Annotated in this window: 25 protein-coding genes; 9 read left to right on the forward strand and 16 right to left on the reverse strand. The window is 62.5% G+C overall.

What is annotated here, in order from left to right; all coding sequences use genetic code 11:
• Positions 1–8: 8 nt before the first annotated feature.
• From AC0L28_RS22285 to AC0L28_RS22305, 5 genes are all read right to left on the reverse strand, one after another.
• Entirely contained in the window at positions 9–1,043 is a 1,035-nt protein-coding gene (locus tag AC0L28_RS22285; protein ID WP_128173735.1) for an ABC transporter substrate-binding protein, read from the reverse strand.
• 13 nt (positions 1,044–1,056) lie between these two features.
• Complete coding sequence (locus AC0L28_RS22290) at positions 1,057–1,863, reverse strand: ABC transporter permease (protein WP_128173736.1); 807 nt, start codon at positions 1,861–1,863, stop codon at positions 1,057–1,059.
• Positions 1,856–2,776, reverse strand: coding sequence for an ABC transporter permease (locus tag AC0L28_RS22295; protein WP_128173737.1), 921 nt, complete (start codon positions 2,774–2,776; stop codon positions 1,856–1,858). The genes AC0L28_RS22290 and AC0L28_RS22295 overlap by 8 nt, the downstream gene beginning before the upstream one ends.
• Complete coding sequence (locus AC0L28_RS22300) at positions 2,776–3,870, reverse strand: ABC transporter ATP-binding protein (RefSeq protein WP_128173738.1); 1,095 nt, start codon at positions 3,868–3,870, stop codon at positions 2,776–2,778. The genes AC0L28_RS22295 and AC0L28_RS22300 overlap by 1 nt, the downstream gene beginning before the upstream one ends.
• A gap of 125 nt (positions 3,871–3,995) precedes the next feature.
• Complete coding sequence (locus tag AC0L28_RS22305) at positions 3,996–5,663, reverse strand: amidohydrolase (RefSeq protein WP_473480190.1); 1,668 nt, start codon at positions 5,661–5,663, stop codon at positions 3,996–3,998.
• Positions 5,664–5,832: 169 nt separating this feature from the next.
• Here AC0L28_RS22305 and AC0L28_RS22310 point away from each other — a divergent pair, with 169 nt between their 5' ends.
• On the forward strand, positions 5,833–6,864 hold the full coding sequence (locus AC0L28_RS22310) for a histone deacetylase family protein (RefSeq protein ID WP_473480192.1): 1,032 nt from the start codon (positions 5,833–5,835) through the stop codon (positions 6,862–6,864).
• A gap of 117 nt (positions 6,865–6,981) precedes the next feature.
• On the opposite strand, the gene AC0L28_RS22315 is transcribed toward AC0L28_RS22310, so the two are convergent.
• From AC0L28_RS22315 to AC0L28_RS22325, 3 genes are all read right to left on the reverse strand, one after another.
• The gene (locus AC0L28_RS22315) at positions 6,982–7,530 is read right to left on the reverse strand and encodes a dihydrofolate reductase family protein (protein ID WP_473480194.1); all 549 of its coding nucleotides are present in this window, start codon (positions 7,528–7,530) and stop codon (positions 6,982–6,984) included.
• A gap of 228 nt (positions 7,531–7,758) precedes the next feature.
• On the reverse strand, positions 7,759–8,685 hold the full coding sequence (locus tag AC0L28_RS22320) for an SRPBCC family protein (RefSeq protein WP_023798025.1): 927 nt from the start codon (positions 8,683–8,685) through the stop codon (positions 7,759–7,761).
• Complete coding sequence (locus tag AC0L28_RS22325) at positions 8,682–9,026, reverse strand: ArsR/SmtB family transcription factor (protein ID WP_023798026.1); 345 nt, start codon at positions 9,024–9,026, stop codon at positions 8,682–8,684. Before AC0L28_RS22325 ends, AC0L28_RS22320 begins: the two co-directional genes overlap by 4 nt.
• 461 nt (positions 9,027–9,487) lie before the next feature.
• Here AC0L28_RS22325 and AC0L28_RS22330 point away from each other — a divergent pair, with 461 nt between their 5' ends.
• A complete protein-coding gene (locus tag AC0L28_RS22330) occupies positions 9,488–11,131 on the forward strand; it encodes an MFS transporter (RefSeq protein WP_287064630.1) in 1,644 nt (547 codons plus the stop codon).
• 68 nt (positions 11,132–11,199) lie between these two features.
• Here the strand turns inward: AC0L28_RS22330 and AC0L28_RS22335 are convergent, their stop codons facing one another.
• On the reverse strand, positions 11,200–12,201 hold the full coding sequence (locus tag AC0L28_RS22335) for an NADP-dependent oxidoreductase (protein WP_473480197.1): 1,002 nt from the start codon (positions 12,199–12,201) through the stop codon (positions 11,200–11,202).
• A gap of 126 nt (positions 12,202–12,327) precedes the next feature.
• Between AC0L28_RS22335 and AC0L28_RS22340 the strand changes: the two genes are divergently transcribed.
• The gene (locus AC0L28_RS22340) at positions 12,328–12,930 is read left to right on the forward strand and encodes a TetR/AcrR family transcriptional regulator (protein ID WP_023798030.1); all 603 of its coding nucleotides are present in this window, start codon (positions 12,328–12,330) and stop codon (positions 12,928–12,930) included.
• Complete coding sequence (locus tag AC0L28_RS22345) at positions 12,927–13,793, forward strand: alpha/beta fold hydrolase (protein ID WP_023798031.1); 867 nt, start codon at positions 12,927–12,929, stop codon at positions 13,791–13,793. Before AC0L28_RS22340 ends, AC0L28_RS22345 begins: the two co-directional genes overlap by 4 nt.
• Positions 13,794–13,986: 193 nt before the next feature.
• Here the strand turns inward: AC0L28_RS22345 and AC0L28_RS22350 are convergent, their stop codons facing one another.
• Entirely contained in the window at positions 13,987–15,408 is a 1,422-nt protein-coding gene (locus AC0L28_RS22350) for a coiled-coil domain-containing protein (protein ID WP_473480347.1), read from the reverse strand.
• Positions 15,409–15,781: 373 nt separating this feature from the next.
• Between AC0L28_RS22350 and AC0L28_RS22355 the strand changes: the two genes are divergently transcribed.
• A complete protein-coding gene (locus AC0L28_RS22355) occupies positions 15,782–16,066 on the forward strand; it encodes an SCP2 sterol-binding domain-containing protein (RefSeq protein ID WP_023798033.1) in 285 nt (94 codons plus the stop codon).
• A gap of 62 nt (positions 16,067–16,128) precedes the next feature.
• Here AC0L28_RS22355 and AC0L28_RS22360 read toward each other — a convergent pair whose 3' ends face one another.
• Together AC0L28_RS22360 and odc2 are read right to left on the reverse strand one after the other, a co-directional pair.
• The gene (locus AC0L28_RS22360) at positions 16,129–16,800 is read right to left on the reverse strand and encodes a GNAT family N-acetyltransferase (protein WP_473480349.1); all 672 of its coding nucleotides are present in this window, start codon (positions 16,798–16,800) and stop codon (positions 16,129–16,131) included.
• Between the two features lie 162 nt (positions 16,801–16,962).
• Positions 16,963–18,096 (reverse strand): ornithine/lysine decarboxylase, encoded by a 1,134-nt coding sequence (gene odc2 / locus AC0L28_RS22365; protein ID WP_128168894.1) that lies wholly within the window; start codon positions 18,094–18,096, stop codon positions 16,963–16,965.
• 544 nt (positions 18,097–18,640) lie between these two features.
• On the opposite strand from odc2, the gene AC0L28_RS22370 reads away from it, so the two are divergent.
• The 4 genes from AC0L28_RS22370 (at position 18,641) to AC0L28_RS22385 (ending at position 22,644) form a co-directional block, all read left to right on the forward strand.
• Complete coding sequence (locus AC0L28_RS22370) at positions 18,641–19,840, forward strand: amidase (protein WP_473480351.1); 1,200 nt, start codon at positions 18,641–18,643, stop codon at positions 19,838–19,840.
• A 1-nt stretch (position 19,841) separates the two neighbouring features.
• Complete coding sequence (locus tag AC0L28_RS22375) at positions 19,842–20,741, forward strand: LysR family transcriptional regulator (RefSeq protein WP_473480200.1); 900 nt, start codon at positions 19,842–19,844, stop codon at positions 20,739–20,741.
• Positions 20,742–20,825: 84 nt separating this feature from the next.
• Complete coding sequence (locus AC0L28_RS22380; RefSeq protein ID WP_473480202.1) at positions 20,826–21,494, forward strand: DUF1007 family protein; 669 nt, start codon at positions 20,826–20,828, stop codon at positions 21,492–21,494.
• Between the two features lie 58 nt (positions 21,495–21,552).
• Positions 21,553–22,644 (forward strand): nickel/cobalt transporter, encoded by a 1,092-nt coding sequence (locus AC0L28_RS22385; RefSeq protein WP_128173815.1) that lies wholly within the window; start codon positions 21,553–21,555, stop codon positions 22,642–22,644.
• Positions 22,645–22,918: 274 nt separating this feature from the next.
• On the opposite strand, the gene denD is transcribed toward AC0L28_RS22385, so the two are convergent.
• The 4 genes from denD to AC0L28_RS22405 all read right to left on the reverse strand — a co-directional run bounded on the left by denD (position 22,919) and on the right by AC0L28_RS22405 (position 26,014).
• On the reverse strand, positions 22,919–23,896 hold the full coding sequence (denD, locus tag AC0L28_RS22390; RefSeq protein WP_473480203.1) for a D-erythronate dehydrogenase: 978 nt from the start codon (positions 23,894–23,896) through the stop codon (positions 22,919–22,921).
• A gap of 1 nt (position 23,897) precedes the next feature.
• Entirely contained in the window at positions 23,898–24,104 is a 207-nt protein-coding gene (locus AC0L28_RS22395; protein WP_027153224.1) for a hypothetical protein, read from the reverse strand.
• 62 nt (positions 24,105–24,166) lie between these two features.
• Positions 24,167–25,144 carry a cation diffusion facilitator family transporter gene (locus AC0L28_RS22400; protein WP_128173748.1) on the reverse strand — a complete coding sequence of 326 codons (978 nt, stop codon included), beginning with the start codon at positions 25,142–25,144 and terminating at the stop codon, positions 24,167–24,169.
• Between the two features lie 186 nt (positions 25,145–25,330).
• Positions 25,331–26,014 (reverse strand): GNAT family N-acetyltransferase, encoded by a 684-nt coding sequence (locus tag AC0L28_RS22405; protein WP_473480205.1) that lies wholly within the window; start codon positions 26,012–26,014, stop codon positions 25,331–25,333.
• Between the last annotated feature and the right edge of the window lie 66 nt (positions 26,015–26,080).

Genomic DNA, 26,080 nt, shown 5'->3' on the forward strand with positions numbered 1-26,080 from the left:
CGATGCGATCACTTCTGCAGTTCGGTCCAGATCCTGGTGTAGAGTGCCTGCACGTCGGGCGCGCAGGTCAGCATGAACGTGCCCTTGTCGGCGAACTCGGCGGGGATGTTGACCTCCGGCGCCGTTTTCATGTCCTCAGGCATGAAGGCTTCCGATCCTTTGATGCCGTTGGCGTAGCGCGCGAAAGACGAGATCATCGCGGCGTTCTCGGGAGCCATGACGAAGTTCTGGAACAGCTTGGCGTTCTCGACGTTCTTGGCGTCCTTCAGCACCGCGAGATTGTCCATGAAGATTGGATAGCCCTCCTTCGGATAGCCAAAGACGATATCTTTGTTCTGCAGGCGGGAGCGAAACGACGCGCCGTTCCAGTCGACGCTGGCGGCGAAGTCGCCCTTGGCGAACTTCTCGACCGTGCCGTAGTCCATGGAAATCCATTTCGGCTTTGCCGCCACCAGCACATCGCGCACCTTCTTCAGCACCTCCTTGTCGCCGGTGCACGGCTCGCCGCCGACATATCTGATGGCGAGATGCATGACGTCGGCCATTTCGGGAACGACGTTGATCTTGCCGACCAGTTCCGGCGGCGGATCCAGGAAGATGGCCGAGGTGTTGGGATCGCCCTTGTAGACTGCGGTGTTGACCGTGACGCCAGTCGTGCCCCACTGCCACGGCACGGTGTATTTGCGGCCCGGATCGAAGGGAACATCGACCCATTTCGGATCCATGTTCTTGAAGTTCTCCATCTTGTCCGGCTCTGTCTCCAAGAGCAGCCCTTCCTGGATCCAGATCGGCACGAAGCTCGCCGAGGGCACCACGACATCGAAGCCGCTGCCGCCCTGCCTGATCTTGGCCAGCGCGGTGTCGTTGGAATCGTAGTCGGTGACTGTCACCTTGACCTTGTATGTCTCCTCGAATTTCTTGACGAGCTCGGGGCTGGTGTAGTTGCCCCAATTGTAGATGTTGAGTTCGCCGTCGGCGCGGGCGAGACCCGCCGAGGCGAACAGCGCGGCGCTGAGCGCCGTCGCAGTCAGTTTCCACTTCATCGTATCTCTCCTGTCACTCGTGATCCTTTTTCCTGCTGATGAAAAAGAAGACGGTGACGATCAAGATCGAGATCAGCAGGAACACCGTCGAAATTGCGTTGATTTCCGGCGTGATAAAGCGCCGGAACTGGCCGAGCATGTAGGTCGGCAACGTGTCCTGGCCGCCGGACTTGACGAACTCGGTGATGACGACGTCATCCAGCGAGATGACGAAGGCCAGCATCAACCCGGCAAGGATGCCTGGCCACAGCAGCGGAAAGGTGACGCGCCTAAATGCCTTCCAGGGTGTCGCGTAGAGGTCGGCCGCCGCGGTCTCCAGCGACAGGTCCATGCTCTCGAGCCGCGCCCGGATCGGCAGATAGGCAAAGGGAATGCAAAAAGCGGTATGCGCCGCCATCAGGTAGCCCAGCCCCGAATAGCCGGTCCAGATCTTGATGCGCGAGAAGAAGATCAGCAGCGCCACCGCAGTGACGATCTCCGGCACCATCAGCGGCTGGTTGATGAAGGCGTATTTGAAGCCGAGGCCGGGATAGGGTTTGGTTCGGGTCGTGGCGAGTGCAGCCATGGTGGCGACGATGGTGGCGACAGTCGCGGCGACCAAAGCGATTTGCAGCGACCGGATGGCGGCATCGACGACCTGGTTGTTGTTCCAGGCCTGGTAGAACCAGCGCAGCGACACGCCTTCCCAGATCGCGATCGAATTGCCGGCGTTAAAGGCATAGACGACAAGCGTGACGATCGGCAGGTACAGCGCGAAGAAGCAGATCATGGCGATGGTGGTGAAGCCGGTCTGCCGGCGGATGTCGAAGCGGCTAGCCATGCGCACCACCCCGGCGCCCGACGGAGCGGACATACAACAGCATCGCGACCATCACGATCGCCATCAGCGACAGCGACAGCGCCGAGCCGAGCGGCCAGTTACGGCCTTGCCCGAACTGCAGCTCGATCAGATTGCCGAGCATCATATTCTTCGACCCGCCGAGCACGCGCGGGGTGACATAGGCGCCCAGCGCCGGGATGAAGACCAGGATCGAGCCGGCGATGATGCCGGGCTTGACCAGCGGGATGATGACGCGCCTCAGCACCTGGAAACGGTTGGCATAGAGGTCGTAACCCGCCTCGACCAGCCGGAAGTCGATCTTTTCCATGCTGGCATAGAGCGGCAGCACCATCAGCGGCAGATAGACATAGGTCATGCCGACCATCAGCGCGAAATCGGTGAACATCATCTGGATCGGCTGGCTGATGATGCCGAGCTTGACCAGCACCGTGTTGACGAGGCCCTCATTGCGGATCACCTCCTGGATGGCGAAGGTGCGGATCAAGAGATTGGTCCAGAACGGGATGGTGATCAGGAACAGCCAGATGTCGCGCTGGCGCGGCGGCCGTGTGGCGATGAAATAGGCGGTCGGGAAGCCAAACAGCAGCGTCAGGATCGTTGTCAAAAACGACAGCTTGGCCGAGCGCCAGAAGATCGACAGATGCGCGTCGGCGAAGGCCAGCGTATCGTCGAAGATGTCACGCTGCATCAGCACCGACAGCCAGCCGTCGGTCGAGAATTTCCACACCACGTCGCCATACGGCCCAGGCGTCAGGAAGGAATAGATCACGACGATCAGCAGCGGGCCGGTCGCGGCGAGAAAGATGATGATCAGTGCCGGCGCCGACAGCAGCCAGCGATCGCGGATCTCTCGCCGCTCGGCTTCCTCCGCGACTTGTTCTGCGCTCGCCATCAGTCCCTCAGCACTTGCGCGGCGTCGTTGCCGATCGAAATGCCGACCTTGTCGCCCCGCTCGAAACCGCAGCCGGCGCTGCGCGAGTTCTGCTGGCGCACGGTGAAGCTCTCGCTGCTGTCCAGGCGAACATGGATGTGCGTGTCGGTGCCGAAATAGACGATGTTTTCGACCGTGCCCGACAGGTCGCCCTTGCCGCTGGTCAGCTTGGCATGTTCGGGCCTGACCACCACGGTGGCATTGTCCTTCGGCAGGAAGCCCTCAGCCACGGTCGCGTCGATCGTCGCGCCGGATTTGAGCGTTGCGCGTGCCTTGCCGTTGCCCATGCCAGATATGGCCGCCGTCAGGAAATTGGTTTCGCCGATGAAGTCGGCGACGAAGCGCTCCGCCGGCTTGTCGTAGATGTCCCAGGGCGTGCCGACCTGCAGGATCTTGCCCGACGACATCACCGCGATGCGGTCCGACATGGTCAGCGCTTCTTCCTGGTCGTGGGTGACGAAGATGAAGGTGATGCCGGTCTCGTGCTGCAGCCGCTTCAGCTCGATCTGCATCTCCTTGCGCAGCTTGAAGTCGAGCGCCGACAGCGGCTCGTCGAGCAGCAGCACTTTTGGCTGCGGCGCGAGAGCGCGCGCCAGCGCCACGCGCTGCTGCTGGCCGCCGGAAATCTGGCTGGTGCGGCGGTTGCTCAGCGCCTCCATCTTGACCAGCTTCAGCATCTCGGCGACCCGCGCCCTGACTTCGGCCTTGGGCTTGCCGAGCATTTCGAGGCCGAAGCCGATGTTCTCGGCCACCGTCATATGCGGGAACAGCGCATAGTTCTGGAACACGGTATTGACCGGCCGCTTGAACGGCGGCAGCGGCGCTATGTCCTGGCCGTGCAGCAAGATCTCGCCGGCGCTCGGGAAGTCGAAGCCGGCGATCAGCCGCAGCAGCGTCGTCTTCCCGCAGCCGGACGGGCCAAGCAGCGTAAAAAACTCATTTTCGCGGATCGACACCGAAACCGTGTCGAGGGCGGCGACCTGTGACTCCCCGCTACCGAAGACCTTGCGGACGCCACGAACTTCAATTGCACTTTTACCCGGTTGTTCCGGCACGATTACCCCATTCTTGTGTCCGCTCTTCTGGCGGATCCAGTTCCCACTCGATTGTCAGCACACGGCGCATGGCTTGGCAAGCACACATCTGAATGTCGATCCAGAACGCAATTCCCGTGCCACCGTCAGGCCTGGTAGGTGATCTTGCCGCCGCAGATCGTCGTCACCGGCCGCACCGTATGCAGCGCTTCCGGCGCGGTCGCCTCGATGTCGGCTGAGAGCACCACGAGATCGGCCATAAAGCCTGCCTTGAGGCGGCCCTTGCGGTGCTCCATGAACTCGGCATAGGCGCCTTCCACCGTGTAGCCCGCTAGTGATTCATGCAGCGAAAAGCTCTGGTCGGGATCGCCCTCTGCCCAAGGTTTGCGCAGCACCGCCGCCTGAATGCCCAGGATCGGATCGATCGGCGATACCGGCCAGTCGGAAGCGAAGACGACATGCGCGCCCGCCTGCTTCAGCGTCCGCCAGGCATAGCTCAGCGGCCATCTTTCGCGGCCGATGCGCGAAAGCGTCGGCTCCAGCGGGAAGTCCATGGCGCCGGGCGGGTGCGGCGGCTGCATCGAGGCGATGACGGCAAGCTCTGCGAAGCGCGGTATGTCGGCGGCAGTGACCACCTCGATATGCTCGACCCGGTGCCGGCTGTCGCGCCTGCCGTTCTTCCGCCGCGCCGCCTCATAACCATCGAGGACCGCGCGCACCGCGCCGTCGCCGATCGAATGCACGGCGACCTGCAGCCCGCGCCGGTCGGCCTCCACCGCCACCTCGGCGAGATGCTCCGGCGTAAACAGCGGCTCACCGCGCCAGCCCGGCCGGTCGGCATAGTCGTCGACCATCACCGCGGTCCAGCCTTCCAGCACGCCGTCGTAAAACATCTTGACCATGCCGGACGACAGCCATTCGCCCGCGTATCGCTCAGCCATATCAGAGGCTTTGTCGAGCATGTCGAGCGTCATGAAGTTCTTGTAGTGGAACGGCACCTGCACCCGGCACAGCAAGTCGCCCTCGGCCTCGATCTCGGACAGGAGTTCGAGCTGGTGCAAATTGCCGTCCATGTTCTGGATCGAGGTGATGCCGTGCCTGGCGCACCATTCAAGCCCGCGGCGCATGATCGCCCGGTCGGAGGCCTGCTCCGCCGGCGTCGGCTTCGGGTCCGGCTCGCCGCCGGTGGCCAGGCCGAGCCGCACACGCTCCTCGCCGGCCAGCGCGATCAGCGGCCCAAAGGCCTCGCCCTCGCGCAATTCGCCACCGGCCAACCCGTCGTCGCCCATGACGATCTCGTTGCCGGGACCAAGCCGCTTGCCTCCAAGCAGGCCGGCCAATTCCAGTGCCTTGGTGTTCGCCCACATTGTGTGGTGGTCGGGCGCCGCCATGACGAAGGGCTTATCCGGAAGGATGCGGTCGAGGTGATGGCGGCTGACCCGTTCCGTCGCCGACAGGATGGTATAGTCGGCGCCTTGCGCCTGCAGGACGGATAGATCCGGCCGCTTTGCGGCATAGTTGCGCACAGCATCGCAAAGCGCATCGAAACCGTGGACGCCCATCAGTTGGAGATGATCGAGTTCGGCCGCGCCGCCGAAAAGATGCATATGCGCTTCGATGAAGCCGGGAACGACGGAGCCGCGCTCGGCGTCTATGACGCGCGTGCCGGATCCCTTGTGCTCCAGCACGGTCGCGCGATCTGCGATCGCAATGATTTCGCCGCCCTTGATCGCTATGGCTTCGGCGCGGGGAGTATTGGGATCCATCGTCAATATGCTGGCGTTCTCGACGATCAGATCGGCCGATGGCGGCATAATTTTCTCCCGTTTGAGCTAAGGCTAGCAGAGTATTGGCGTCTGGCAAGCCGCCGCTGCCACTCGCAACAACGATCCGGGAAAGCCTCTTGGCGGGGCTGAAACTCTCTGCCACAAAGCAATTCGTCAATGACGGATACGCAACCCGAAGAGCGAGCCGGCCGCCAAAATGAAGACTGTTTTCTCCCCTCTTCACGCCCGTCATGCCGGCAATTTCGAGCTCATTTCGGGCGCCATCGTGCCGGCCTTCGAGAAGCCCTCGCGCGCCGAGTTCATCAAGGCGAGGGTGGAGAGCGAAAAGCTCGGCACGGTGCTGCCGCCCGACACGCACGACCTCGCAGCCGCCAGGCAGGTGCATACCAGCGACTTCATCGATTTCCTGCCGACCGTATGGCCGCTCTGGGAAGCGTCGGGCCGGACGGGCTCGGCCATCCCCTTCACCTGGCCGACGCGCGGCCTGCGCGGCGATGTGCGCCCGCAAACCATCGATGCGCTGCTTGGCTTTTACTCCTTCGACGGCGGCGCCAGCTTCGTCAAAGGCACCTGGGAGGCGATCAAGTCGTCCTATGATGTGGCGCTGACTGCAGCCGCTCTGGTCAAGGGCGGCGAGATATCAGCCTTCGCGCTCTGCCGCCCGCCCGGCCATCATGCCGGCGCTGCGTTCATGGGCGGCTACTGCTACATCAACAACGCTGCGGTTGCCGCGCAATGGTTCCGCGACCAGGGCGCCAGGCGCGTCTCGATCCTCGATGTCGATTACCATCACGGCAACGGCACGCAGGAGATATTTTACAGCCGCGGCGACGTGCAGGTGCTGAACCTGCATGGCGACCCGATGACCGAATATCCGTTTTTCCTGGGCCATGCCGACGAGCGCGGCGCCGGCGCCGGCGAAGGCTTCAATGTCAACTACCCCATGCCGTTCGGCACCGCATGGGATGCCTGGAATGCTTCGCTGGAGGACGCCTGCGCAAAACTTGCGGCTTACGCTCCCGAGGTCGTAGTCGTCTCGCTCGGCGTCGACACGTTCGAGAAGGACCCGATCAGCAAGTTCAAGCTGAAAAGCGCCGACTATCCCAGGATTGGCCGTCGCATCGCCAAGCTCGGCCTGCCGACGCTGTTCGTCATGGAAGGCGGCTACGCCGTCGAGGAAATCGGCATCAATGCGGTCGGCGTGCTGACCGGATTCGAGGATCGGTAATGCATGTCGCCCAAAGGGCTGCCCCGGGCGTTTGACCCGAGAGCGCAGCGGTGATGGCAGCTGCGCCACTTGGCCGCCGATCGTCTGGAGCGCGCCACTTCCCCGGGCCCTCGATCGTCATTGTCTGCTCTCCGGCGCGTAATGGAGGATGACAACACCTGACTTGAGCGTCTTGGTCTCGAGATGCTTCAGGGGTGTCCGGCTCGGGCCGCCCTTGAAGAGCGGCGTGCCTCTCCCGAGAATGACGGGGTTGATGCCGAGGTGATACTCGTCGATCAGGCCGTGCTCCATCAGGGTCGCCGTGAGGTCGGCGCTGCCGAACACGAAGATGTCTCCGCCGTCCCTGGTCTTCAGCTTGGAGATTTCTTCCGCGACATTGCCGTTGAAGAGCTTCGTGTTGTTCCAGTCGGCGCTTTTCAGCGTGCGCGAGAAGACCAACTTCTCGATCTTGTTCATGAAATCCGCGATCCAGCCTTGCTCGGACGGCCAATAGGCTGCCATGAGCTCGTAGGTCACGCGGCCGAAGATCAGCGTGTCGGCGTTTTCCTGGGTCTCACGAATATAGTTCTCGAGTTCTTCTTCGAAGACGAACCAGCTGATGTCCCTGTCGGGACCTTCGAAGAAGCCGTCGACGCTCACCATGTCCCATATGATCAGTTTTCTCATAGAACACTCCTCTTCGTGTATCCCTTTGTGAATTCTCGGCCCAATTCCGCGAAGCGGAAGCGCATGTTGGTGATCAGACCCGCTTCCGAGACCTCGGTCTTCTCCAGCCTGACCGGCTCCATGCCCTCTGACTGAAGCGGCGGATGCCGTCGCCAAGGACGACGGGCGCGACATGGATGAGGACCTCGTCACATGCCCTGATTCGGGCCGACGGGAAGTCGCAGCATTTCAGCGGGATGCGACGAAGCGTTCCAGTTTGCCAAGAGTTTGCAGTCCCAGTTCCACGGCACCGAAGCCCTTCGCCTCCTGGAACTCGGCAGCCGTGCTGAATACCATGCCCAGCGTTACCTTCGTTGCCCCGTCCTGATCCTCGAACGAGGCCCAGGCGTCGGCATGCTTCGGCCCGTTCTCGCCCCAATGCAGCGTATAGCTGATCCTCTCTTCGGGCCGGACCTCGTTATAGAGATGATGGTTCGGGAAAACCGTGCCGTCAGACGCGATCATGTCGAATACCCACTCGCCGCCCGCTCGCAAGTCGATCCTCTTCGTTCGACAGGAGAAGCCTTCCGGCCCCCACCATTGCGGCAGCGTTTCAGGGTTCATCCACGCGCCCCAGACGATGGACCGCGGCGCCTGAATCACCCGCTGCAGCACCATGGTTCGTTCGGCCGCGCCCGCGAGGTTGTCCAGGCCGGCACCGAAGCCCGCCCGGTAGCCTGCTTCCATGTCCTGCGCCAGCGAGGAAAGTTGCACCGTCACGACTAGCCGGCTGCGCTCGTGCGTGCCTGAGAGATCTGCCGTCACCAGCGCTGCTGATTGCGTCACGCCTTCGCACGAGATCACCTCGTAGTTCACACTGCACAGCGCTGGCTGCAACACCAGCCAGCCGCACTCGCAGCGGATGTCCGGCTGGCCCTCTGCCTTGCAGAGCGAGATCTCGCGTCCACCCACCCTGGTGTCGGCCTCCAAAAACTCCACGGTGACCGAGGGCGACGGCGCAGCCCAGATCGCCCGCGCGGCCGGCGCCGTCCAAGCCTCCCACAGCACGGCCAATGGCGCGGCCACGTCCCGTTCGAAGGTCAGCGTCGCAAAACGGCCCTTCCTATCATCGGGCACCGCACGGGTCGCACTGTTTGTAGCGAGGTTCTGTGTCATTCTGCGCGCTCCTTCTTCATCACATTCATCACAAATGCGTCCAACCGGTCGAGCCGAGCTTCCCAGATGGCCCGCTGTTCATCGAGCCATGTTCGCGCTGGATCCAGAGCCTCGGGTACGATGGCGCAGGTGCGTATCCGCCCGTCCTTGGACGTGGTGATCAACCCTGCCTCCTCCAGCACGGAAAGGTGCCGCATCACCGTGGGCAGCCGCAGCCCCGTGGGCCCAGCCAGATCCGTTACCCGCGCAGGTGTTTCGGCGAGCCGGGTCAGGATCGACCGGCGGGTCGGATCAGCGAGCGCGTGGAAGAGCAGCGAGAGATCAAGATCATGCTTAGCCATGTTGCTAACTATCGCCCAATTTGCCGGTGGCGCAAGCAAAAACTTCGTCAAGTCGCTAAGTATTTTTTGCACAACGCGCCGAGTTCTTGGAGCAGGCGGATTCTGTTGCCAAGTCCGCAGAGAAGTTGCTCGTAGCGATGCTCGCACGGGCTGATGCTTGCAATCGAAGACAAAATCCTGAAGCCGCCAGTCCGCTTCCCACCAATCTCAGCCGTTCGCGTTTATCGGTTCACGGCAGCAGGCAGCGGGCGCGGCGGACAGAAAGTCGGACACCTCACCGAAGCGCTTCACGCGGCCTGCAAGAATGGCCGCCGACCTGTTCCCGCCACCGCTATCTCTTTGTTGGACCATGATCTTCTTTGAAAAGGCGTTCGCCCTTTGCGAGGTCATGCTCTACTTCTAGGACGGCATGAGGGCACCGATTCTGGAAGAACGCAGCATTTGAAGTCGGGGAAGCATCGATGATCGACGACGAGCCGGACAGCGAACGCGTCTCGGCGCTGGCGCCGTTCCGACACGGCATTTTCCGCGCCGTATGGTCCGCCAGTCTGGTTTCGAATTTCGGTGGCTTGATCCAGGGCGTCGGCGCCGCCTGGATGATGACCACGATCGCCACCTCGTCCTATCAGGTTGCGCTGGTCCAGGCCTCGACTACCTTGCCGATCATGCTGTTTGCGCTCGTTGCCGGCGCCATCGCCGACAGCTTCAACCGGCGCAAGGTCATGCTGATTGCCCAGATCTTCATGCTGATCGTCTCGGTTCTGCTGACCGTGTTCACCTATCTCGGCTTGATAACGCCGTGGACGCTGCTGGCCTTCGCCTTCCTGATCAACTGCGGCACGGCGCTTTACAACCCGTCATGGCAGGCTTCTGTCGGCGACATGGTGCCGCGCGCCAAGCTGCCGGCGGCCGTCGCGCTCAACTCCTTGGGCTTCAACCTGACGCGCAGCGTCGGCCCGGCGATCGGCGGCATCATCGTTGCCGCCGCAGGTGCTGCAGCGGCCTTTGCCGCCAACGCATTGAGCTATGTCGGGCTGATCATCGTGCTGGCCCGCTGGAAGCCGGAATTGCCGGCCTCGACACTGCCGCGCGAGACGCTGGGCGCGGCGATGGGTGCTGGCCTGCGCTACGTCGCGATGTCGCCCAATATCGGCAAGGTGCTGGTAAGGGGTGCGGCTTTCGGCTTCAGCGCCGGTGCGGTCCTGGCACTGCTGCCGCTGGTGGCGCGCAATGTCGTCAAGGGCGATGCCTTGACCTACGGCATCATGCTCGGTGCTTTCGGCATCGGCGCCGTCGGCGGCGCGCTGATCAGCGTCAGGCTGCGGCAGATCCTGTCGAGCGAGACGATGGTGCGCATGGCATTCGCCGGCTTTGCGCTCTGCGCCTTCAATGCCGCCGTCAGCGATCAGGCCTGGCAAACGTCGCTCGGGCTGCTCATCGGCGGCGCCTGCTGGGTGGTCGCGCTGGCGCATTTCAACGTCACGGTGCAGATGTCGACGCCGCGCTGGGTGGTCGGCCGGGTGCTCTCGGTCTATCAGACGGCGACCTTCGGCGGCATCGCCCTCGGCAGCTGGATCTGGGGTGTCGTCGCCGATGCGCAGGGCGCCGAGTTCGCGCTGACCGCGGCCGCCGTCGCGATGCTGGCGGGCGGCGCGATCGGCCTGTTGCTGCCCTTGCCGCAGCAGGCGGTGCTCAACCTCGATCCGCTGAACCGTTTCAAGGAGCCGCACCTTGCGCTCGACCTAAAACTGCGCAGCGGCCCGATCGCCATCATGATCGAATACATCATCCGCGAGGAGGACGTGCCGGAATTCCTGGCCACCATGGCCGAGCGCGGCCGCATCCGCCGCCGTGACGGGGCCCGCAACTGGACGCTGGCGCGCGATCTCGAAAATCCCGCAATATGGATCGAGCACTATCACACGCCGACATGGCTCGAATACATCCGCCACAACAAGCGGGCCACCCACGCCGACGCCGTTGTCGGCGAGCGCCTGAGGGCGCTGCACAGCGGCGACGAGCCGCCGCGCGTCCGCCGCATGATCGAGCGTCCGACAACCGCCGGCACCGCGATCGTCATGCCGAAAGGACCAATCGAGCATTAGGTTGGCGGAAGCCCTGTCGGAGGAAGCACGCGCAAGCTCATTCGCTTGTGCCGCGTTGCGCCGACAAGCTATTTGACCTTGATGATGACCTTGCCCTTGGCCCGGCCCTGTTCAATGTATGCCAATGCCTCGTTGGTCTGCTCAAGCGGAAAGACGCGATCTATAACCGGGCGGATGACGCCCGTTTCGATGAGCGACGTGATTTTTGTCAACTGCCCGCCATTGGCCGCCATGAACAGGAACGAATATCGGACATCTGCGCGTTTCCCCCGTCGCCTGATGCCTGCGCTCAAAACGCGCATGACCAGGTTCAGCACCCAGTTCAGCCCTCTCTCCCTGGCAAACCCAGGATCGGGCGGACCGGAGATCGAAACGGCGACGCCACCTGGCTTCAACACACGCAGGGACTTTTCGAGGGTCTTGTTGTCCTGGCTATTCAGGACGACATCGTAGCCCGAAAGGACTTTCTCGAAGTCATCCTTCTTGTAGTCGACAATGACATCGGCGCCCAGCTTCCTGACCATATCCGCGTTCGACGCGCTTGTTGTCGTGGCGACCGTTGCGCCGAGGTGCTTTGCCAATTGGATGGCGAATGTCCCCACTCCACCGGAACCAGCCTGAATGAAGACCTTCTGTCCTTTCTTCAGCTTCGCTTTTTCAACCAGCGCCTGCCAGGCGGTCAGCCCCACCAGGGGAATGGACGCAGCCTCTTCCATGCTGAGGTTCTTTGGCTTCAGGGCCACGTCCGCATCATTAATGGCGATGTATTCAGCGAACGCTCCGATTTGACCGTCGCGCGCTCGCGCATAGACCTCGTCGCCCGGTTTGAATTGTCGGACTTTCGCGCCGACGCGAATGACCGTTCCGGCCACGTCATGGCCTGCGACAAAGGGTCGGCGGTAGGGCAGGATGAGCTTGAATTCTCCGTCCCTGATCTTGGAGTCCAGCAGATTGACGCTGGCGGCATGGATCTGCACCAGCAGGTCATTGTCCCCTGCTTCCGGCTCTGGAACCTCTCCAAGCCGTAGGCGAGCTTTCTTTGCATATCGATCGACGAAGAAGGCCTTCATTGCAGCTTTCCTAAAGTGAGGAGACCCGGAGCGCCCGATCGACATCTCCGGTGCCTCGCCCTATTGCATTATGGTCACTTAATGATAATATGGTCGTAATTCAATAGCTGATCGAAGGAGAAAAACATGCGCTACGAGAAAGGCAGGAGGGAAGCATCGCGGCAGCGGATCATGGATGTAGCGACCGAACGGTTTCGCTCCGACGGCATCGCTGCATCAGGTCTCGCCGGCATCATGGGCGAGGCGGGACTGACCAATGGAGCTTTCTATCCCCATTTTCCGTCCAAGGCGGCGCTTGTGCGTGAGAGTTTGGCGGCCGCCCTGGAGGTTCAGACGGCCCAGATCCAGGAGCTGTTGGCCGCCGGCGGCGCGTCATTGGCCATCGATACGTATCTGTCGGCGGAACACCGAGACAATCCAGGCAAAGGTTGCGCTTCAGCCGCGCTGTTGCCCGAAATTGCGCGTGAGCCGATCGAGACGCGCCAAGTTTACGCCGAGCACCTGCTCAAGCTCGTACGCCAGGTAGCGGCCGAGCTTACGCCCGACGCTCGCGATCCCGAGGCTGTCGCGTTTGGCGTCTTCGCGACCCTGATCGGCACGCTTGAGCTGTCCCGCGCGGTGAACGGAACCGAACTGTCCGATCGCATTCTTGAGGCTGGCGCGGTGGCGGCGAAGGCGCTGCTCCAGCCCCACGAGAACGGCAAGCCGGAAGAAAGGAAACCATCATGAACGTGCATCATCTGTCGCGACCTGCCGCGATCATCAAACACAGGGACGTGCCGACGAAAACGGTCGACGTCGACGGTACGAAATTCGCCTACCGGGAGCTCGGGCCCACAACCGGGGTACCGGTGATCTTCCTTACTCATCTGAGTGCGGTACTCGACAATTGGGATCCCCGGGTCGTCGATGGCATTGCCGCAAAACGGCGCGTTATCACCTTCGATAACCGTGGTGTTGGCGCATCAGGCGGGTCCACTCCCAACACGGTGGAGGCGATGGCCCGCGACGCGATCGCCTTCATCCGCGCCCTCGGCTTCGAGCAGGTCGATCTGCTCGGCCTATCTCTTGGCGGCTTCATCGCCCAGGCGATTGTTCAGCTGGAGCCTAATCTGGTTCGCAAGATCATCCTCGCGGGAACCGGCCCAGCCGGGGGTACCGGCATCGACAGGGTGACGTTCGTCACCATCTTCGACATGATCCGCGCCGCGCTGACCATCAGGGACCCAAAGAACTACCTCTTCTTCACCCAAAGCCCCAACGGCAAGAAGGCGGCGCGCGAGTTTCTGCAGCGCTTGAAGGAACGGACCAATGACCGCGACAAGCCCATCGCCCTCGGCGCTTTCAGCCAGCAGCTCAAGGCAGTCCGTGCCTTTGGCCTTGAGCGCCCTGCCGACCTATCGCGTGTCCGGCACCCGGTGCTCGTGGTGAATGGCGATCACGACAGAATGGTGCCCACCAGCAATTCCGTCGACCTGGCACGACGCTTCCCCAATGCCGAGCTGGTCCTGTACGAGGACGGCGGGCATACGGCCATTTTCCAGTATCACCGCGCCTTCGTGGAAAAGGCCCTGGACTTCCTCGAGGCCTAATCCGACCGTGCCGGTGTGGCCAGTTGGTGGGCAAATGACGCTTCGATCCATGCGCTAACCTGACGGGCAACACCGTACACTAGATCGGGGAAGCCCTGAGGAAGGAAGCGCACGCAAGCTAATTCGCCGAATCTGCGTTGCTTCGACAACGGACCTTCAGTCTGTTCCCGTAAAGCCAAGTGACACCCGTGCGTCAGGATGCGGCGCGCAGGCTCGTACGGACGCGCCGCCTGCTTGTGACGCGGGACTTCTCCGCCACGACACCGGTGATCTCGACCACGCCGTTCTCATGCGGTTTGGCGTTTGTGACCTTGTGGAGACGCTCATAGGGCAACAATTCCTTGACCCGGGCGTCGAGCACCGCGACTTCGGCTCGCAGGTCCTCGCATTCCTGCCTCTGGACATCGAGCTGTATCTGTTCGGATGCCTGCTGCAGGGAAAGCTGCGAAAAATTCGCGCTCACGGTCGAGAGGTGCATCTTGTCGTTTTCGTTCTCCTTTCTGAGAACCGACAACCTTTCCTCCGCAATTTGCTTTTCGGCGACAGCGTCGCTCCATTGAGCCTTGAGATTGGCGATCTCGCTCGCGGCTTGATTGTTCTCGTTCGAGGCGACTTCAAATCGTGATTGGAGGTTGCGAATTTCAGAACGCAGGCCGCCGATCTCAGCGAAACTACGCGCACGCTCGGCTTCCCTGTCACCTTCCATAATACGGGCCGCTTCCGTCATTTCCGACAGCTTCGCTTGCGCGATATCGAGCGATTTCTGCAGCCGCATCTCCTCTTGTTCGCTCTTGCCGAGCGCAGACAGCAGTTCCGAAAGTCGCGCCGCGTCACTGGCATGAATCGTCGAGAGCTCGTCCAGCCGGTGCCGCGCCTCAGCTTCCCGCTTCAGCGCCTTGTCGAAGTCGATCGACAGGCTGACATGCTTTTCCCGCAATATCTCGTTCTCGCGCGCGCATCGGTTGGCCTCGGCCGTTCTGGCCGAAAGCGTTTTGATGAGGTCGCCGAACTCCGCTTCGCGCTCTGCGCTCGCATTGCCTGCCACGACGAGTTCCAGCTTTGCTGCAGCCAGCGCACTGCGAAGTGCCTCCTTGTCCTCGGCCAGGCTTATCTCGCGCTGCTGCAGGGCCTCGACGGCGCTTTCACGCTCGCGCTGCTTTCTGGTCGCATCGTGGAACTGCTCCGATAGCACTCTTTGCTGCGTGGTCAGGCTGACATTTGCCAGTTCCAGTTCGTTGGCGCGAAGAATGTCCCCGTGAAGCAGCTTCAGGAATTCGCCTGTCAGGTGATGCGAGGTCGCGATCTCCGACAGTTTCGTGTTGATCTCCTCCAGATACTCGCGCGCATCGTCAAACAGCCCCTCAACGGCATCTAGCGCAGCCAGGCGGGTTTGTGTGTGGGAGGTCAGCCGCCGTGCGATCTCGGGAGCGTCGGCATCGTCCTCGGGCTGAGAGTTGTCATTCCTTGCCGCGAGGTTCTCATCCGGAACGTTGTCCAACGGCGATTGGTCGTCCAGGTTGAGACACTCATCGAACGCATCCGCCAAATCGGCTTCGAGTTCCTTGAATGCCCTGTCCACCGTCTCGGCACGCTTGATCAGACTTCTGATTTTCATGACTGAACATCCCCTACTGTAACGCCATCTGGGGTCTTGATCCTCGCCTCCCGGATACGGGTTCATCCCCTTCCCCCTGATCGCGCGGTGGCGCATGAGGCGAGCCCACGCTAGGGACAGGCCTGGCCACTGTCCTCGTCTGTTTGAATGATGCAGACCTTGTAACTGCCAGTGTGGACAGCGCAGCTTCACTGCGGCGATAAAACCCATCATCATATCGGGAACCGCGTTGACGTAAACGTCAACCCGAAGCTATATGCGCCGGCGACCTTGATCGCGAAATGCGCAAGACGGCGACTTCGGGCCGGATCAAAGTGCCCCAGACCGAAGTGCAATGGGGTGCGACAAACGCAACGAGACGAGGAGAACGGCCATGGGCGTTCAGGAAATTGCCGACAAGATCAGCGCGCGCGTGGCGAGTGCCGGGTTCGATCGTTCCGTCAAATTCGATACCGGAGGCGACGGCGTCATCGTCATCGACGGCGCTGCTGTATCGACCACCGACGCGCCGGCCGACTGCACGATAAAGCTTTCGCTCGACGATCTGGAATCGCTGATATCAGGCGATCTCAACCCGACCATGGCGTTCATGTCCGGCAAGATAAAGGTCGAAGGCGACATGAGCGTCGCCATGGCGCTGAGCCAGTTGATCGGCTGACCCATTCCAATCCTGGATGGAAACAAGCCGCCGCCCGATGGCAGCGGCTTGTTTCCGATCCGTCAGGCAGCGAGCGACAGCCGCTGTGCCTTCAGCTTGCGCCCGGCCGCCTTCAGCGTGCCCTGCGCGCCGGCGAGCACGCCTTCCACCAGCTCCAGCGCCAGCAGGCGGTGCCGCTCATAAGGTCCCGGCATGGCCAGCGAGCCGGTTTTATCGGCCGAGAACCCGAAGCGCTGGTAATAGGGCGCATCGCCGACCAGCAGGATCGCCGCATGGCCGAGGCGCGCGGCTTCAGCGATTGCATGGCGCATCAGCGCCGAGCCGATGCCGGCATTCTTGATTGTGGGATCGACGGCGAGCGGGCCAAGCAGAAGGGCGGACCTACCGACCTCGCCCAGCACGACATCCCAGAGCCGCACGGTGCCGGTGACAGCGCCCGACGCATCGCGTGCGACAAAGGCAAGGCCTTCCGAAGGCCGGCGGCCGCGCCGCAGCTTTTCCGACGATTTTCTCCGGCGCTTCGGCCCCATGGCGCGATCGAGCAAGGCCTCGCGCGCCGGGACGTCGGCAGCGGTTTCGGCGGTGATGACGAAAGCGCCAGCAATCTCCCCCCTAGAGGGCGAGATGTCGCCGAAGCCGACAGAGGAGGGCGCCGCGCGTGAAGCGCCGGCGCCACGCAGTCCAAGAGAGGTCGCGACAGCTGAGGCGACCCCCTCTGGCCGCTTTGCGGCCATCTCCCCCTCAAGGGGGGAGATTTGCCGGCTCACAGCGCCATCAACGATGAAATCCACAATTTCCATTTCCGCGATCCTTCACGAGCGGATTGTTCCACAGGCGAACCGAAGCGGGCGATCTCGTCGCCCGCGCCGGATGATCTGACCGGCTCTTGCGAGCCGTCAGATCACGTAGGATCGGAGAGGCTCGAAGCCGTTGAAGGCGACCGAGGCGTAGGTCGTCGTGTAGGCGCCGGTGCCCTCGATCAGCACCTCGTCGCCGATGGTCAGCGACAGGGGCAGCGGATACGGCGTTTTCTCGTACATCACGTCGGCCGAATCGCAGGTCGGGCCGGCGAGCACGCACGGCGCGGTCTCGGTGCCGTCATGCGCGGTGACGATCGGGTAGCGGATCGCCTCGTCCATCGTCTCGGCGAGCCCGCCGAACTTGCCGATGTCGAGGAAGACCCAACGCACATTGTCGTTGTCGGCCTTCTTCGAGATCAGCACGACTTCCGACTTGATGACGCCGGCATTGCCGACCATGCCGCGGCCCGGTTCGATGATGGTCTCGGGAATCGCGTTGCCGAAATGCTTGCGCAGCGCCGAGAAGATCGCCTGGCCATAGGCCTGTGCCGCCGGCACGTCCCTGAGGTAACGGGTCGGGAAACCGCCGCCCATATTGACCATCTTGAGCACAATGCCTTCGTCAGCGAGCGTAGCGAACACCTTTTTGGCGTCGCCGAGCGCGCGGTCCCAGGCGGTCAGGTTGGTCTGCTGCGAGCCGACATGGAACGACACGCCATAGGCGTCCAGCCCGAGCGCCCTCGCATGGCGCAGCACGTCGACCGCCATCGCCGGCACGCAGCCGAACTTGCGCGACAGCGGCCATTCGGCGCCTTCGCCGTCGGTCAGCACGCGGCAGAACACACGGGCGCCGGGTGCAACGCGGGCGATCTTCTCGACCTCCTCGACGCAGTCCACCGCGAACAACCGGATGCCGAGTTGATAGGCGCGCTGGATGTCGCGCTCCTTCTTGATGGTGTTGCCGAAGGAGATGCGGTCCGCCGGCGCGCCGGCGTCCATCGCCATCTCGACTTCGGCAACGGAAGCGGTGTCGAAGGACGAGCCCATCGCAGCAAGCAGGCGCAGGATTTCCGGCGCCGGATTTGCTTTCACCGCATAGTAGATTTTCGAATCGGGAAGCGCCTTCTCGAAGGCGCGGAAATTGTCGCGCACGACATCGAGATCGACGACGAGGCAAGGGCCGTTCGGACGTCGGGTGGCGAGGAAGTCAAGGATGCGCTGGGTAGCCATCGGGGTCTCTCCATAGCGCCTTTCGGCGCGCACAAAGGCTGCGGGACACGGGTCATTGACCTCGCGAACACGCGGTGGACAAAGGCGGGACGTCAATCCATGGAACCAGCCGGTGGAGACCCCGGAACCATGAAGCGCCGTCTCGCGGCGGTGAACCTTGGCCTTGCCCGGCCTCGGTTCGCTTTGTCTGCCTTGGCTTGGATTGGGAGAACCCGTTCCGCACTGCCGGCAATGAAGGTGTGCCTCTTCAGTAACCCCGGTCTTTGGACGACCGGCAGAACACCAGAAAGGCCCGCACCGTCGTTGCTTCAAGGTGTCCTCGGTCTGGCGGTTGGCCGCTAAACCGACTGGAGGGGTTAGCTCCAGTTACCTTACCGATATCCCTCACCATTTTGAGGATCGGCGGACACCCACAGGCACGTGCGACTTTGGGCAAGCGCGATATAAGGTCGATGGATTTCACAATCAATAAAAATCGTACGCCAGGTTGTAAAAATCCTGGCGTCGAACAATGTTGCAACAACTGTATCCGGATATCGAACGCATGGCAGGCACTCGCGGCCCTCTGAACGCTTTTCTCGACCTCGATGGTATACCTATATCCAATGCGCAGTCCGGCCCGCTTGCCGGCCTGCGGCTGGCCGTCAAGGATATTTACGACGTCGCCGGCTACCGCACCGGCTGCGGCAATCCGCAAAAATACCAGCAGGCTTCACCCGCCTCGGCGACGGCGCCGGCCGTCCAGGCACTGCTTGATTCGGGCGCGTGCTTCGTCGGCAAGACGCAGACCGACGAACTGGCCTTCTCGCTGATGGGGCTGAACGCGCATTTCCCGTCGCCGGTCAATCCGGCAGCACCTGATCGCGTCACCGGCGGCTCGTCTTCCGGTTCCGCCGCCGCGGTCGCCGGCGGGCTGGCCGACATCGCCGTCGGATCCGATACCGGCGGCTCGATCCGCGCCCCGGCAAGCTTTTGTGGGCTGATTGGGCTGAGGACCACGCATGGCCGCATCTCGCTCGAAGGCACCATGCCGCTGGCCCCTTCACTTGATACGTTCGGCTGGTTCGCCAGAGACATGGTCACCTATGACAAGGTCGGCGCGGTGCTGCTCGGCGACGATCTGCACAACCAAGAATTGCAGCGCCCCCTCGCGCTGGATGCGCTGGACGGGCTCGTGCTCGGCCCGCAGGAAGCCGACGAGTATCGCGCCATGGTCCGCGCTGTCGCATCGGTGCTGGGCGCACCGCGCACCGTTGCCCCGCTGTCGCATTCCACCGACGATCTCTATTGGTGCTTCCGCAAGCTGCAGGGGTACGAGGCCTGGCAAAATCATGGTGCCTGGATCGCCGGCAGCGATCGGATGCTCGGCCCCGGCGTCAAGGAGCGCTTCGAGCATGGCGCAACCATCGACGCGGCAACCGCGCAATTCGAAACGGAACGTCGCGTTGCGTTTCGTCTTGAGCTTGCCGACCTGCTTGGCGAGGACGGTGTCCTTGTGCTGCCGACCGCTCCAGGTGCCGCGCCGCTCAAGGCCGCCTCATTCGCCGATTTGCAGACCTATCGCGAACGCGCGCTGAGACTGTTGTGTCTTTCCGGTCTGTCCGGGTTTCCGCAGATCACCCTGCCGCTGGGCCTGGTTGACGGCGCCCCGTTCGGCCTCTCGCTGCTCGGACCGAAAAACAGCGACCGGCAGCTGATGGCGCTTGCCGCGCGCATCCTTTCAGCCCACCAGAGGAGCGCATGACATGGATACGCTGACCCGCATGCGCGCCTTCATCGACGTTGTCGAGGCCGAAGGATTTTCGGCAGCGGCGCGCAAGATCGGCCGCTCCAAGGCGCTGTTGTCGAAATATGTGCGCGAGTTGGAGGACGAGCTCGGCGCGCTGCTGCTCAACCGCACCACCAGGCAGTTCTCGCTGACCGAGGCCGGCCACACCTATTACCGCCGCGCCTCGGAAATCGTCCGCGAGGTCGACAGCCTGGCCGATGCGGTGCGCGAATCCTCTGGCGACGTGCGCGGCAGGATCAAGCTGTCGGCGCCGCGCACCTTTGCCGACGCGCCGATCGGCCTATCGCTGATCGACTTCGCCAAGCAGCATCCCGACATCGTGCTCGACATTCATCTCGATGACCGCTTCGTCGATCTGGTCGAGGAAGGCTTCGATCTCGCCGTGCGCATTTCGCGGCTGGAAAGCTCCTCGCTGATCGCCAGGCGCCTGGCGCCGTTCTCGGTGCGGCTGTGCGCATCTCCCGAGCTGATCGCCAGGCACGGCATGCCGACGCGGCCGCAGGACCTTGGCCGCATGCCCTGCATCATCGACACCAATGGCCGCTGGCTGACCAACTGGCCGTTCAGGGGCGACAGCGGCGACACGGTGACTGTTTCGGTCTCCGGTCCGATCGAGGTCAACAGTCCGATGGCGGCAAGAGCCGCCGCCGTGGCGGGATTGGGATTTTCAGTCCTGCCGGATTTCATCGCAGCGCCCGACATCGAAAGTGGCCGGCTGGTGACCGCGCTGGATGACCGCATCCTGCCGGGTGGCGGCATTTTCGCCGTCTATCCGCACCGGCGCTATTTGCCTGCGAAAGTTCGCGTCTTTGTCGATTTCCTGGTGCAGTGGTTCAAGACGATTGACAATGCATGAGCTTTTGGCCGCCCGGGGTCCCATTTTCGCCCGCTTTCTGGTAACTCTCGACAGTCACCGAAGTCGATGGAATCACCACCCAGAATGAACCTGAAGCGGCAAGCAATCATGATGGCTTCGGCCATGGCGGCGACTTTTGCCACGGTCGGGCCAGCCAACGTGCATCCCCACGTCTTCGCCGAGGCTCGCCTCGAAGTGATCCTCAGCCCGGATCACCAAAGCGTGAAGGCCTTGCGTCATGTCTGGCGCTTCGACGATTTGTTTTCGAGCACGGTGATGATGGAGTTCGACAAGAATTCCGACCTGAAGCTTGACGACAAGGAGCTGAAGGAAGTCGCCGACACCGTCCACGCTTCGCTGGCGGAGTTCAATTACTTCCAGCTCGTCACCGTCGACGGCAAGGATGAGGCGATGAGCCCGCCGCCGCAGCTGATGGCGAATTTCGACAACGACCAGCTCATTATCCTGTTCGAATCCGAACCCAAGGCGCCAACCAGGCTGGCCGGCAAGATCGATATCGGCGTCTATGACCCGACGTTCTACACGGCGATCGATTTCACCGAGGATGCCAATATGCAGGTCGCCGACTTGCCGTCGACATGCACGAGCAAGGTCGTTCGTCCGAACCCCGACGAGGCGATCGCCGCGAACCAGAAGAACCTGACGGACGCCTTCTTCAATGATCCGACAGGCACCGATATGAGCAAGATATTTGCGACCAAGCTTGAACTGAACTGTCAGCCAAAAGGATAATCCGGTGACGAAACCGTCCCTGCGTTTGGCTTTTGGCCTTTTGGCCGCCGCCCTTGTCATGACGCACGTCCTCGGCTCAGCCCACGCCCAGAGTTCGCTCGGCATCGGCACCAATGACGGGATGGCTCCCACCACCGGCCCGTTCGCCCAAATCCTGATGTGGATCAATCTGCGTCAGCAGGAATTCTACCGCGCGCTTGCCGGTGCGATGAAGGCGATGCGTGAGGACGGCAGCAAGCTGTGGCTGCTTATCGGCCTGTCCTTCGCCTACGGTATTTTCCATGCCGCCGGCCCCGGTCACGGTAAGGCGGTGATCTCGTCCTACATGGTCGCGAACGAAGTCGCGCTCAGGCGCGGCATCATGCTGTCCTTCGTCTCGGCCCTGTTGCAGGCGGTGACGGCGATCCTGGTGATGATGCTCGCCTACTTCGTCCTGCGCGGCACCACCATATCGATGACCGACGCGGCATGGTTCCTCGAAGTCACGAGTTTTGTCTTTGTCACCCTGTTCGGCGCCTGGCTTTTGTGGCGCAAGGCCGGCCCTGCCATCCTTCGTCTGTTCGGTGCGAACCCTGCCTATAGCCTTTCGGCGGCCCATGCCGGCCATTCGCAAACAGGCCATCCTGCACATGCGCATTCGGTGCATGCGCTTCACGCACATGGCCATGACGGCCACGATAACCATGATAGCCATGATAGCCATGATCATGGCGCACACGACCGTCGCCATGACCATGGCGGGCACCATCACCATGCGGCGGGCGATGTCTGCGAGACGTGCGGACATTCACACGCGCCCGACCCGGCGCTGCTTTCCGGCGACCGCTTCGACTGGCGCACTGCCTGGTCTGCGGTGGCCGCGGTCGGTATCCGGCCGTGCTCGGGCGCGCTGATCGTGCTGAGCTTTGCCATGCTCAACGGGCTGTGGTTCGGCGGCATCCTGTCGGTGCTGGCGATGGCACTCGGCACCGCGATCACCGTCTCGATCCTGGCGACGCTGGCGGTGACGGCCAAGAACTGGGCGGTGTATTTCGCTGGCGACGGCCGCATGGGCAACCGCATCCATTCAATCGTCGAGATCGGCGGCGCCGCCTTCGTCTTTTTGTTCGGGTTGCTGTTGTTGTCGGCGAGCCTGACGGCTGGTGGATAGCGCCTCGATCAGACGCGCGGCCTCAAGACTGACCCAGGAATTGTCGACCCTTGGCGCCGCCCCTCATCGCCCTGCCGGGCACTTCTCCCCGTATAGTGACGGGGAGAAGGGGCTGATCGCAACGCCGGCGCTACTTTTGCAGCGCTGGTGATTGGCAAAACCGTCGATGAGAGCGCCCCTCGCCCCGTTTACGGGGAGAGGATGCCGGCGGGCAGGTGAGGGGCAGCGCCGAGATCGGCACGTTGTATGTTACCGCTGGCCCGAATATCGACACCTAACCCGCGATCTTCCCGTCCAACTCGTCCTCGATATGCGCGCGGATGATGTCGTCGAAGCTGGTTTCGGCGGCAAAGCCAAGCTCCCTCGACCGCCGCGCCTCGAACCGTGTCGGCCAGCCCTTGACGATCGCCCAGATCGTATCGTCGGGCTCATCGCGGATCAGTTTCACCGCCTTGGCGCCGGCCATGCGTTCCAGGGCCTCGATCTGCTCGCCGACCGTGACGGCGACGCCGGGCATCGTCAAATTGCGGCGCGGCCCTACGGCGCTGCCGTCGATCCCTGCTGCGTGGATCAAAAAATTCACCGCCGAGCGCGGGCTGGCGTGGGTGTGCACGACAGAGCGCGGCACCGGCAATATCGCCTCATGGCCGCTCAACGGCTCGCGGATGATGCCGGAGAAGAAGCCTGACGCGGCCTTGTTGGGCTTGCCCGGCCTGACGCAGATGGTCGGCAGCCTGATGCCGATGCCGTCGAAGAAGCCGCGCCGCGTATAATCGGCGAGCAGCGCTTCTCCCATCAGCTTCTGCGTGCCGTAGGAGGTCAACGGCGTCGGGTGGAATTCGTCTGATATAATGTCCGGAAACGGTGCGCCGAACACGGCGATCGACGAGGTGAAGACGACGCGCGGCGCAAACCCCGCCAGCCTTATGGCATCGAACAGCGCCCTTGTGCCGTCGAGATTGACGCGATAGCCGAGATCGAAATTGGCTTCAGCCTCGCCCGACACGACGCCGGCGAGATGGAAGATCACGTCTGGGCGCGACGCGACCAGCCGTTCCATCGCGCTCGCCGCGGCGAGATCGCCTGTATGGATGGTGACGTCGACGCCATCCAGCGTCGGCGCCTGCGGCGGCACGATGTCGTGAAGGTCGAGCGCGGCGATCTTCCGGCCGCTGAGCGTTCCATCCTTCGCCAGCCGGGCGATGAGCTTGCGGCCGACCATGCCTGCCGCGCCGGTAATCAAAACACGCATATCAATGATCCTTTTTGCGCTGACTGCGGCCACGCAGCCAAAACACGACGAAAATGGCCACCATGAAGACAGCCGCAATAATGGCGGCAAGAATGGTCGAGACGCGGCCGACCGCCAGCATCACGGTTGGCAAATAGTAGGCGGCGATGCCGAACAGCAGCAGCACCCAGAGTGCGCCGATCGCCGCATTGCGCGTGTCGCGATCCATTACGCGGCCCGGACACGGCGGGGATTCGTCAACTTCGTTACCATGCCATGGAACTCCTGGGATCAGTGATAGTGGCGATGATGCGGAGCCGCATCATGCGCATGGTCGTGCTCGCCATCATGCTTATCATCGGCGCAATGGCCGAATTCCGGTTCTACGGTGGCGTGGGCAATGCCATGCGCGGCAAGCCGCTTCTTGATGGCGCTGACCGCTTTGTGGGCATCGACGCCATCGTTGAGGCAAGCATGCAAGGTCGCCATGTTGCTTGACCCGTCAAGCGACCAGACATGCATGTGATGCACCTCGCGCACGCCGTTCACCGTCCGCTCTATGTCCCTGGCGATCAGGTCGCGATCGAGGCTCGCCGGCACGCCTTCGAGCAGGACATGGGCTGCTTCGCGCATCAGCGACCAGGCGGTGGACAGGATCAGCAGCGAGACAAGGACGGACAGGATCGGATCGATTGGCGTCCAGCCCGTTGCCAGGATGATCAGCGCAGCTAAGATCGCCGCCGCCGAGCCAAGCAGATCGCCGAGCACGTGCAGGATGGCGCCGCGCATGTTCAGGCTGTCGCGGTCGCCGCCATGCAGCACGAAGAGGCAGCCGATATTGACCAGCAGGCCGGCGATCGCAACGACCAGCATCGGCCCGCCGAGCACGGGCGCAGGCGTCAGCAGGCGTTCCCAGGCCTCATAGATGATCCACAGCGCAATGGCGAAGATGGCGATGCCGTTGGTATAGGCGACCAGCGTCTTGACCCGGCCGAAACCGTAGGTGAGGCGAACCGTGGCCGGCCGGCCGGCCAGATGAAAAGCATACCAGGCAAGCCCGAGCGCGATACAGTCGGCGAGCATGTGGCCGGCATCCGCCAGCAGCGCCAGCGATCCCGTCAAGAGACCGCCAAGCGCTTCTACGATCATGAAGCCGGCGGTTAGGCAGGCGGCGATCAGCACGCGTTTCTTGTCGGTCGAGCCGTGCACATGACCGGCGCCGTGGCTGCGGTCATGCCCTTGCGAACCATGGTCGTGGGTATGCGCCACCTGCGAACTCCTGTCAGAACTGATCCATCCCGGCAGAATCCGGACGGAGGCTCTGTGTTCTTGTTTGACCATGATCTTTGCCCGAAAACCGGCTTCCACTTTTCGGGATCATGGTCCTTCTGGTTTGACCACGATCTTGCCCGAAAACTCGCCTTCACTTTTCGGGATCGTGGTCCTGGGTCATGGTCAGGCGCCGAACTCGGCGCGGAAATCCTCGAGCCGTCGCTTCTGCCGGCCGTCGCCGTCGAAATTGCCCGGATCGAGCCATGCCTCATAGGCTCTACGCAGTGCCGGCCACTCCTTGTCGATGATCGAGTACCACGCGGTATCGCGGTTTTCGCCCTTGACCACAAGATGCTGCCGGAAAATGCCCTCGAACTTGAAGCCGAAACGCTCCGCCGCGCGCTTCGACGGCTCGTTGCGGTTGTTGCATTTCCATTCGTAGCGGCGATAGCCAAGCTCGAAGATGTATTTCATGAACAGGAATTGCGCTTCCGTCGCCGCCGGCTTGCGCGAGATCAGCGGACCCCAATAGATGTTGCCGATCTCGATAACGCCATAGGCAGGGTCGATGCGCATCAGCGTCTGGCGTCCGGCGACCTTGCCGCTGGCCTTGTCGATGACGGTGAAGAACAGCGGGTCCTCGCTGGCTTCGGCCTTGTCCAGCCACGGCTGGAAGGCGGCGCGGGTCTGCGGCGGATAATCGGGCAGCCAAGCGAAGCGGCCGTCGACATCAGGCACCGACGACGCCTCGAAAAGGCCGTCGCCATGCTTTTCGGAGCTCAGCGGCTCAAGCCTGACAGTGCACCCCTCCAGCACCTTGCGCTCCGGCCGCGGGCGCGGTTGCCAATTCTTGAGATTTTCCGACACCCAAAGCTCCAATCCGTTTGACTTTTGCGAAAGGACGCTCACAAAAACGCTCGCTCGGTGAAAGAA

It is taken from the genome of Mesorhizobium sp. WSM4847, from assembly GCF_055811335.1.

Excerpts from the sequence above, each read along its gene's own strand:
- AC0L28_RS22340 (WP_023798030.1), top strand. The coding sequence starts at position 12,328 with ATGCGCTACGAGAAAGGCAGGAGGGAAGCATCGCGGCAGCGGATCATG.
- AC0L28_RS22395 (WP_027153224.1), bottom strand. The coding sequence starts at position 24,104 with ATGGATCGCGACACGCGCAATGCGGCGATCGGCGCACTCTGGGTGCTG.
- AC0L28_RS22315 (WP_473480194.1), bottom strand. The coding sequence starts at position 7,530 with ATGAGAAAACTGATCATATGGGACATGGTGAGCGTCGACGGCTTCTTC.
- AC0L28_RS22355 (WP_023798033.1), top strand. The coding sequence starts at position 15,782 with ATGGGCGTTCAGGAAATTGCCGACAAGATCAGCGCGCGCGTGGCGAGT.
- AC0L28_RS22330 (WP_287064630.1), top strand. The coding sequence starts at position 9,488 with ATGATCGACGACGAGCCGGACAGCGAACGCGTCTCGGCGCTGGCGCCG.
- AC0L28_RS22320 (WP_023798025.1), bottom strand. The coding sequence starts at position 8,685 with ATGACACAGAACCTCGCTACAAACAGTGCGACCCGTGCGGTGCCCGAT.
- AC0L28_RS22360 (WP_473480349.1), bottom strand. The coding sequence starts at position 16,800 with ATGGCCGCAAAGCGGCCAGAGGGGGTCGCCTCAGCTGTCGCGACCTCT.
- AC0L28_RS22285 (WP_128173735.1), bottom strand. The coding sequence starts at position 1,043 with ATGAAGTGGAAACTGACTGCGACGGCGCTCAGCGCCGCGCTGTTCGCC.
- odc2 (WP_128168894.1), bottom strand. The coding sequence starts at position 18,096 with ATGGCTACCCAGCGCATCCTTGACTTCCTCGCCACCCGACGTCCGAAC.
- AC0L28_RS22335 (WP_473480197.1), bottom strand. The coding sequence starts at position 12,201 with ATGAAGGCCTTCTTCGTCGATCGATATGCAAAGAAAGCTCGCCTACGG.
- AC0L28_RS22380 (WP_473480202.1), top strand. The coding sequence starts at position 20,826 with ATGAACCTGAAGCGGCAAGCAATCATGATGGCTTCGGCCATGGCGGCG.
- AC0L28_RS22305 (WP_473480190.1), bottom strand. The coding sequence starts at position 5,663 with ATGCCGCCATCGGCCGATCTGATCGTCGAGAACGCCAGCATATTGACG.
- AC0L28_RS22375 (WP_473480200.1), top strand. The coding sequence starts at position 19,842 with ATGGATACGCTGACCCGCATGCGCGCCTTCATCGACGTTGTCGAGGCC.
- AC0L28_RS22310 (WP_473480192.1), top strand. The coding sequence starts at position 5,833 with ATGAAGACTGTTTTCTCCCCTCTTCACGCCCGTCATGCCGGCAATTTC.
- AC0L28_RS22295 (WP_128173737.1), bottom strand. The coding sequence starts at position 2,776 with ATGGCGAGCGCAGAACAAGTCGCGGAGGAAGCCGAGCGGCGAGAGATC.
- AC0L28_RS22350 (WP_473480347.1), bottom strand. The coding sequence starts at position 15,408 with ATGAAAATCAGAAGTCTGATCAAGCGTGCCGAGACGGTGGACAGGGCA.
- AC0L28_RS22325 (WP_023798026.1), bottom strand. The coding sequence starts at position 9,026 with ATGGCTAAGCATGATCTTGATCTCTCGCTGCTCTTCCACGCGCTCGCT.
- AC0L28_RS22370 (WP_473480351.1), top strand. The coding sequence starts at position 18,641 with ATGGCAGGCACTCGCGGCCCTCTGAACGCTTTTCTCGACCTCGATGGT.
- denD (WP_473480203.1), bottom strand. The coding sequence starts at position 23,896 with ATGCGTGTTTTGATTACCGGCGCGGCAGGCATGGTCGGCCGCAAGCTC.
- AC0L28_RS22385 (WP_128173815.1), top strand. The coding sequence starts at position 21,553 with ATGACGCACGTCCTCGGCTCAGCCCACGCCCAGAGTTCGCTCGGCATC.
- AC0L28_RS22345 (WP_023798031.1), top strand. The coding sequence starts at position 12,927 with ATGAACGTGCATCATCTGTCGCGACCTGCCGCGATCATCAAACACAGG.
- AC0L28_RS22290 (WP_128173736.1), bottom strand. The coding sequence starts at position 1,863 with ATGGCTAGCCGCTTCGACATCCGCCGGCAGACCGGCTTCACCACCATC.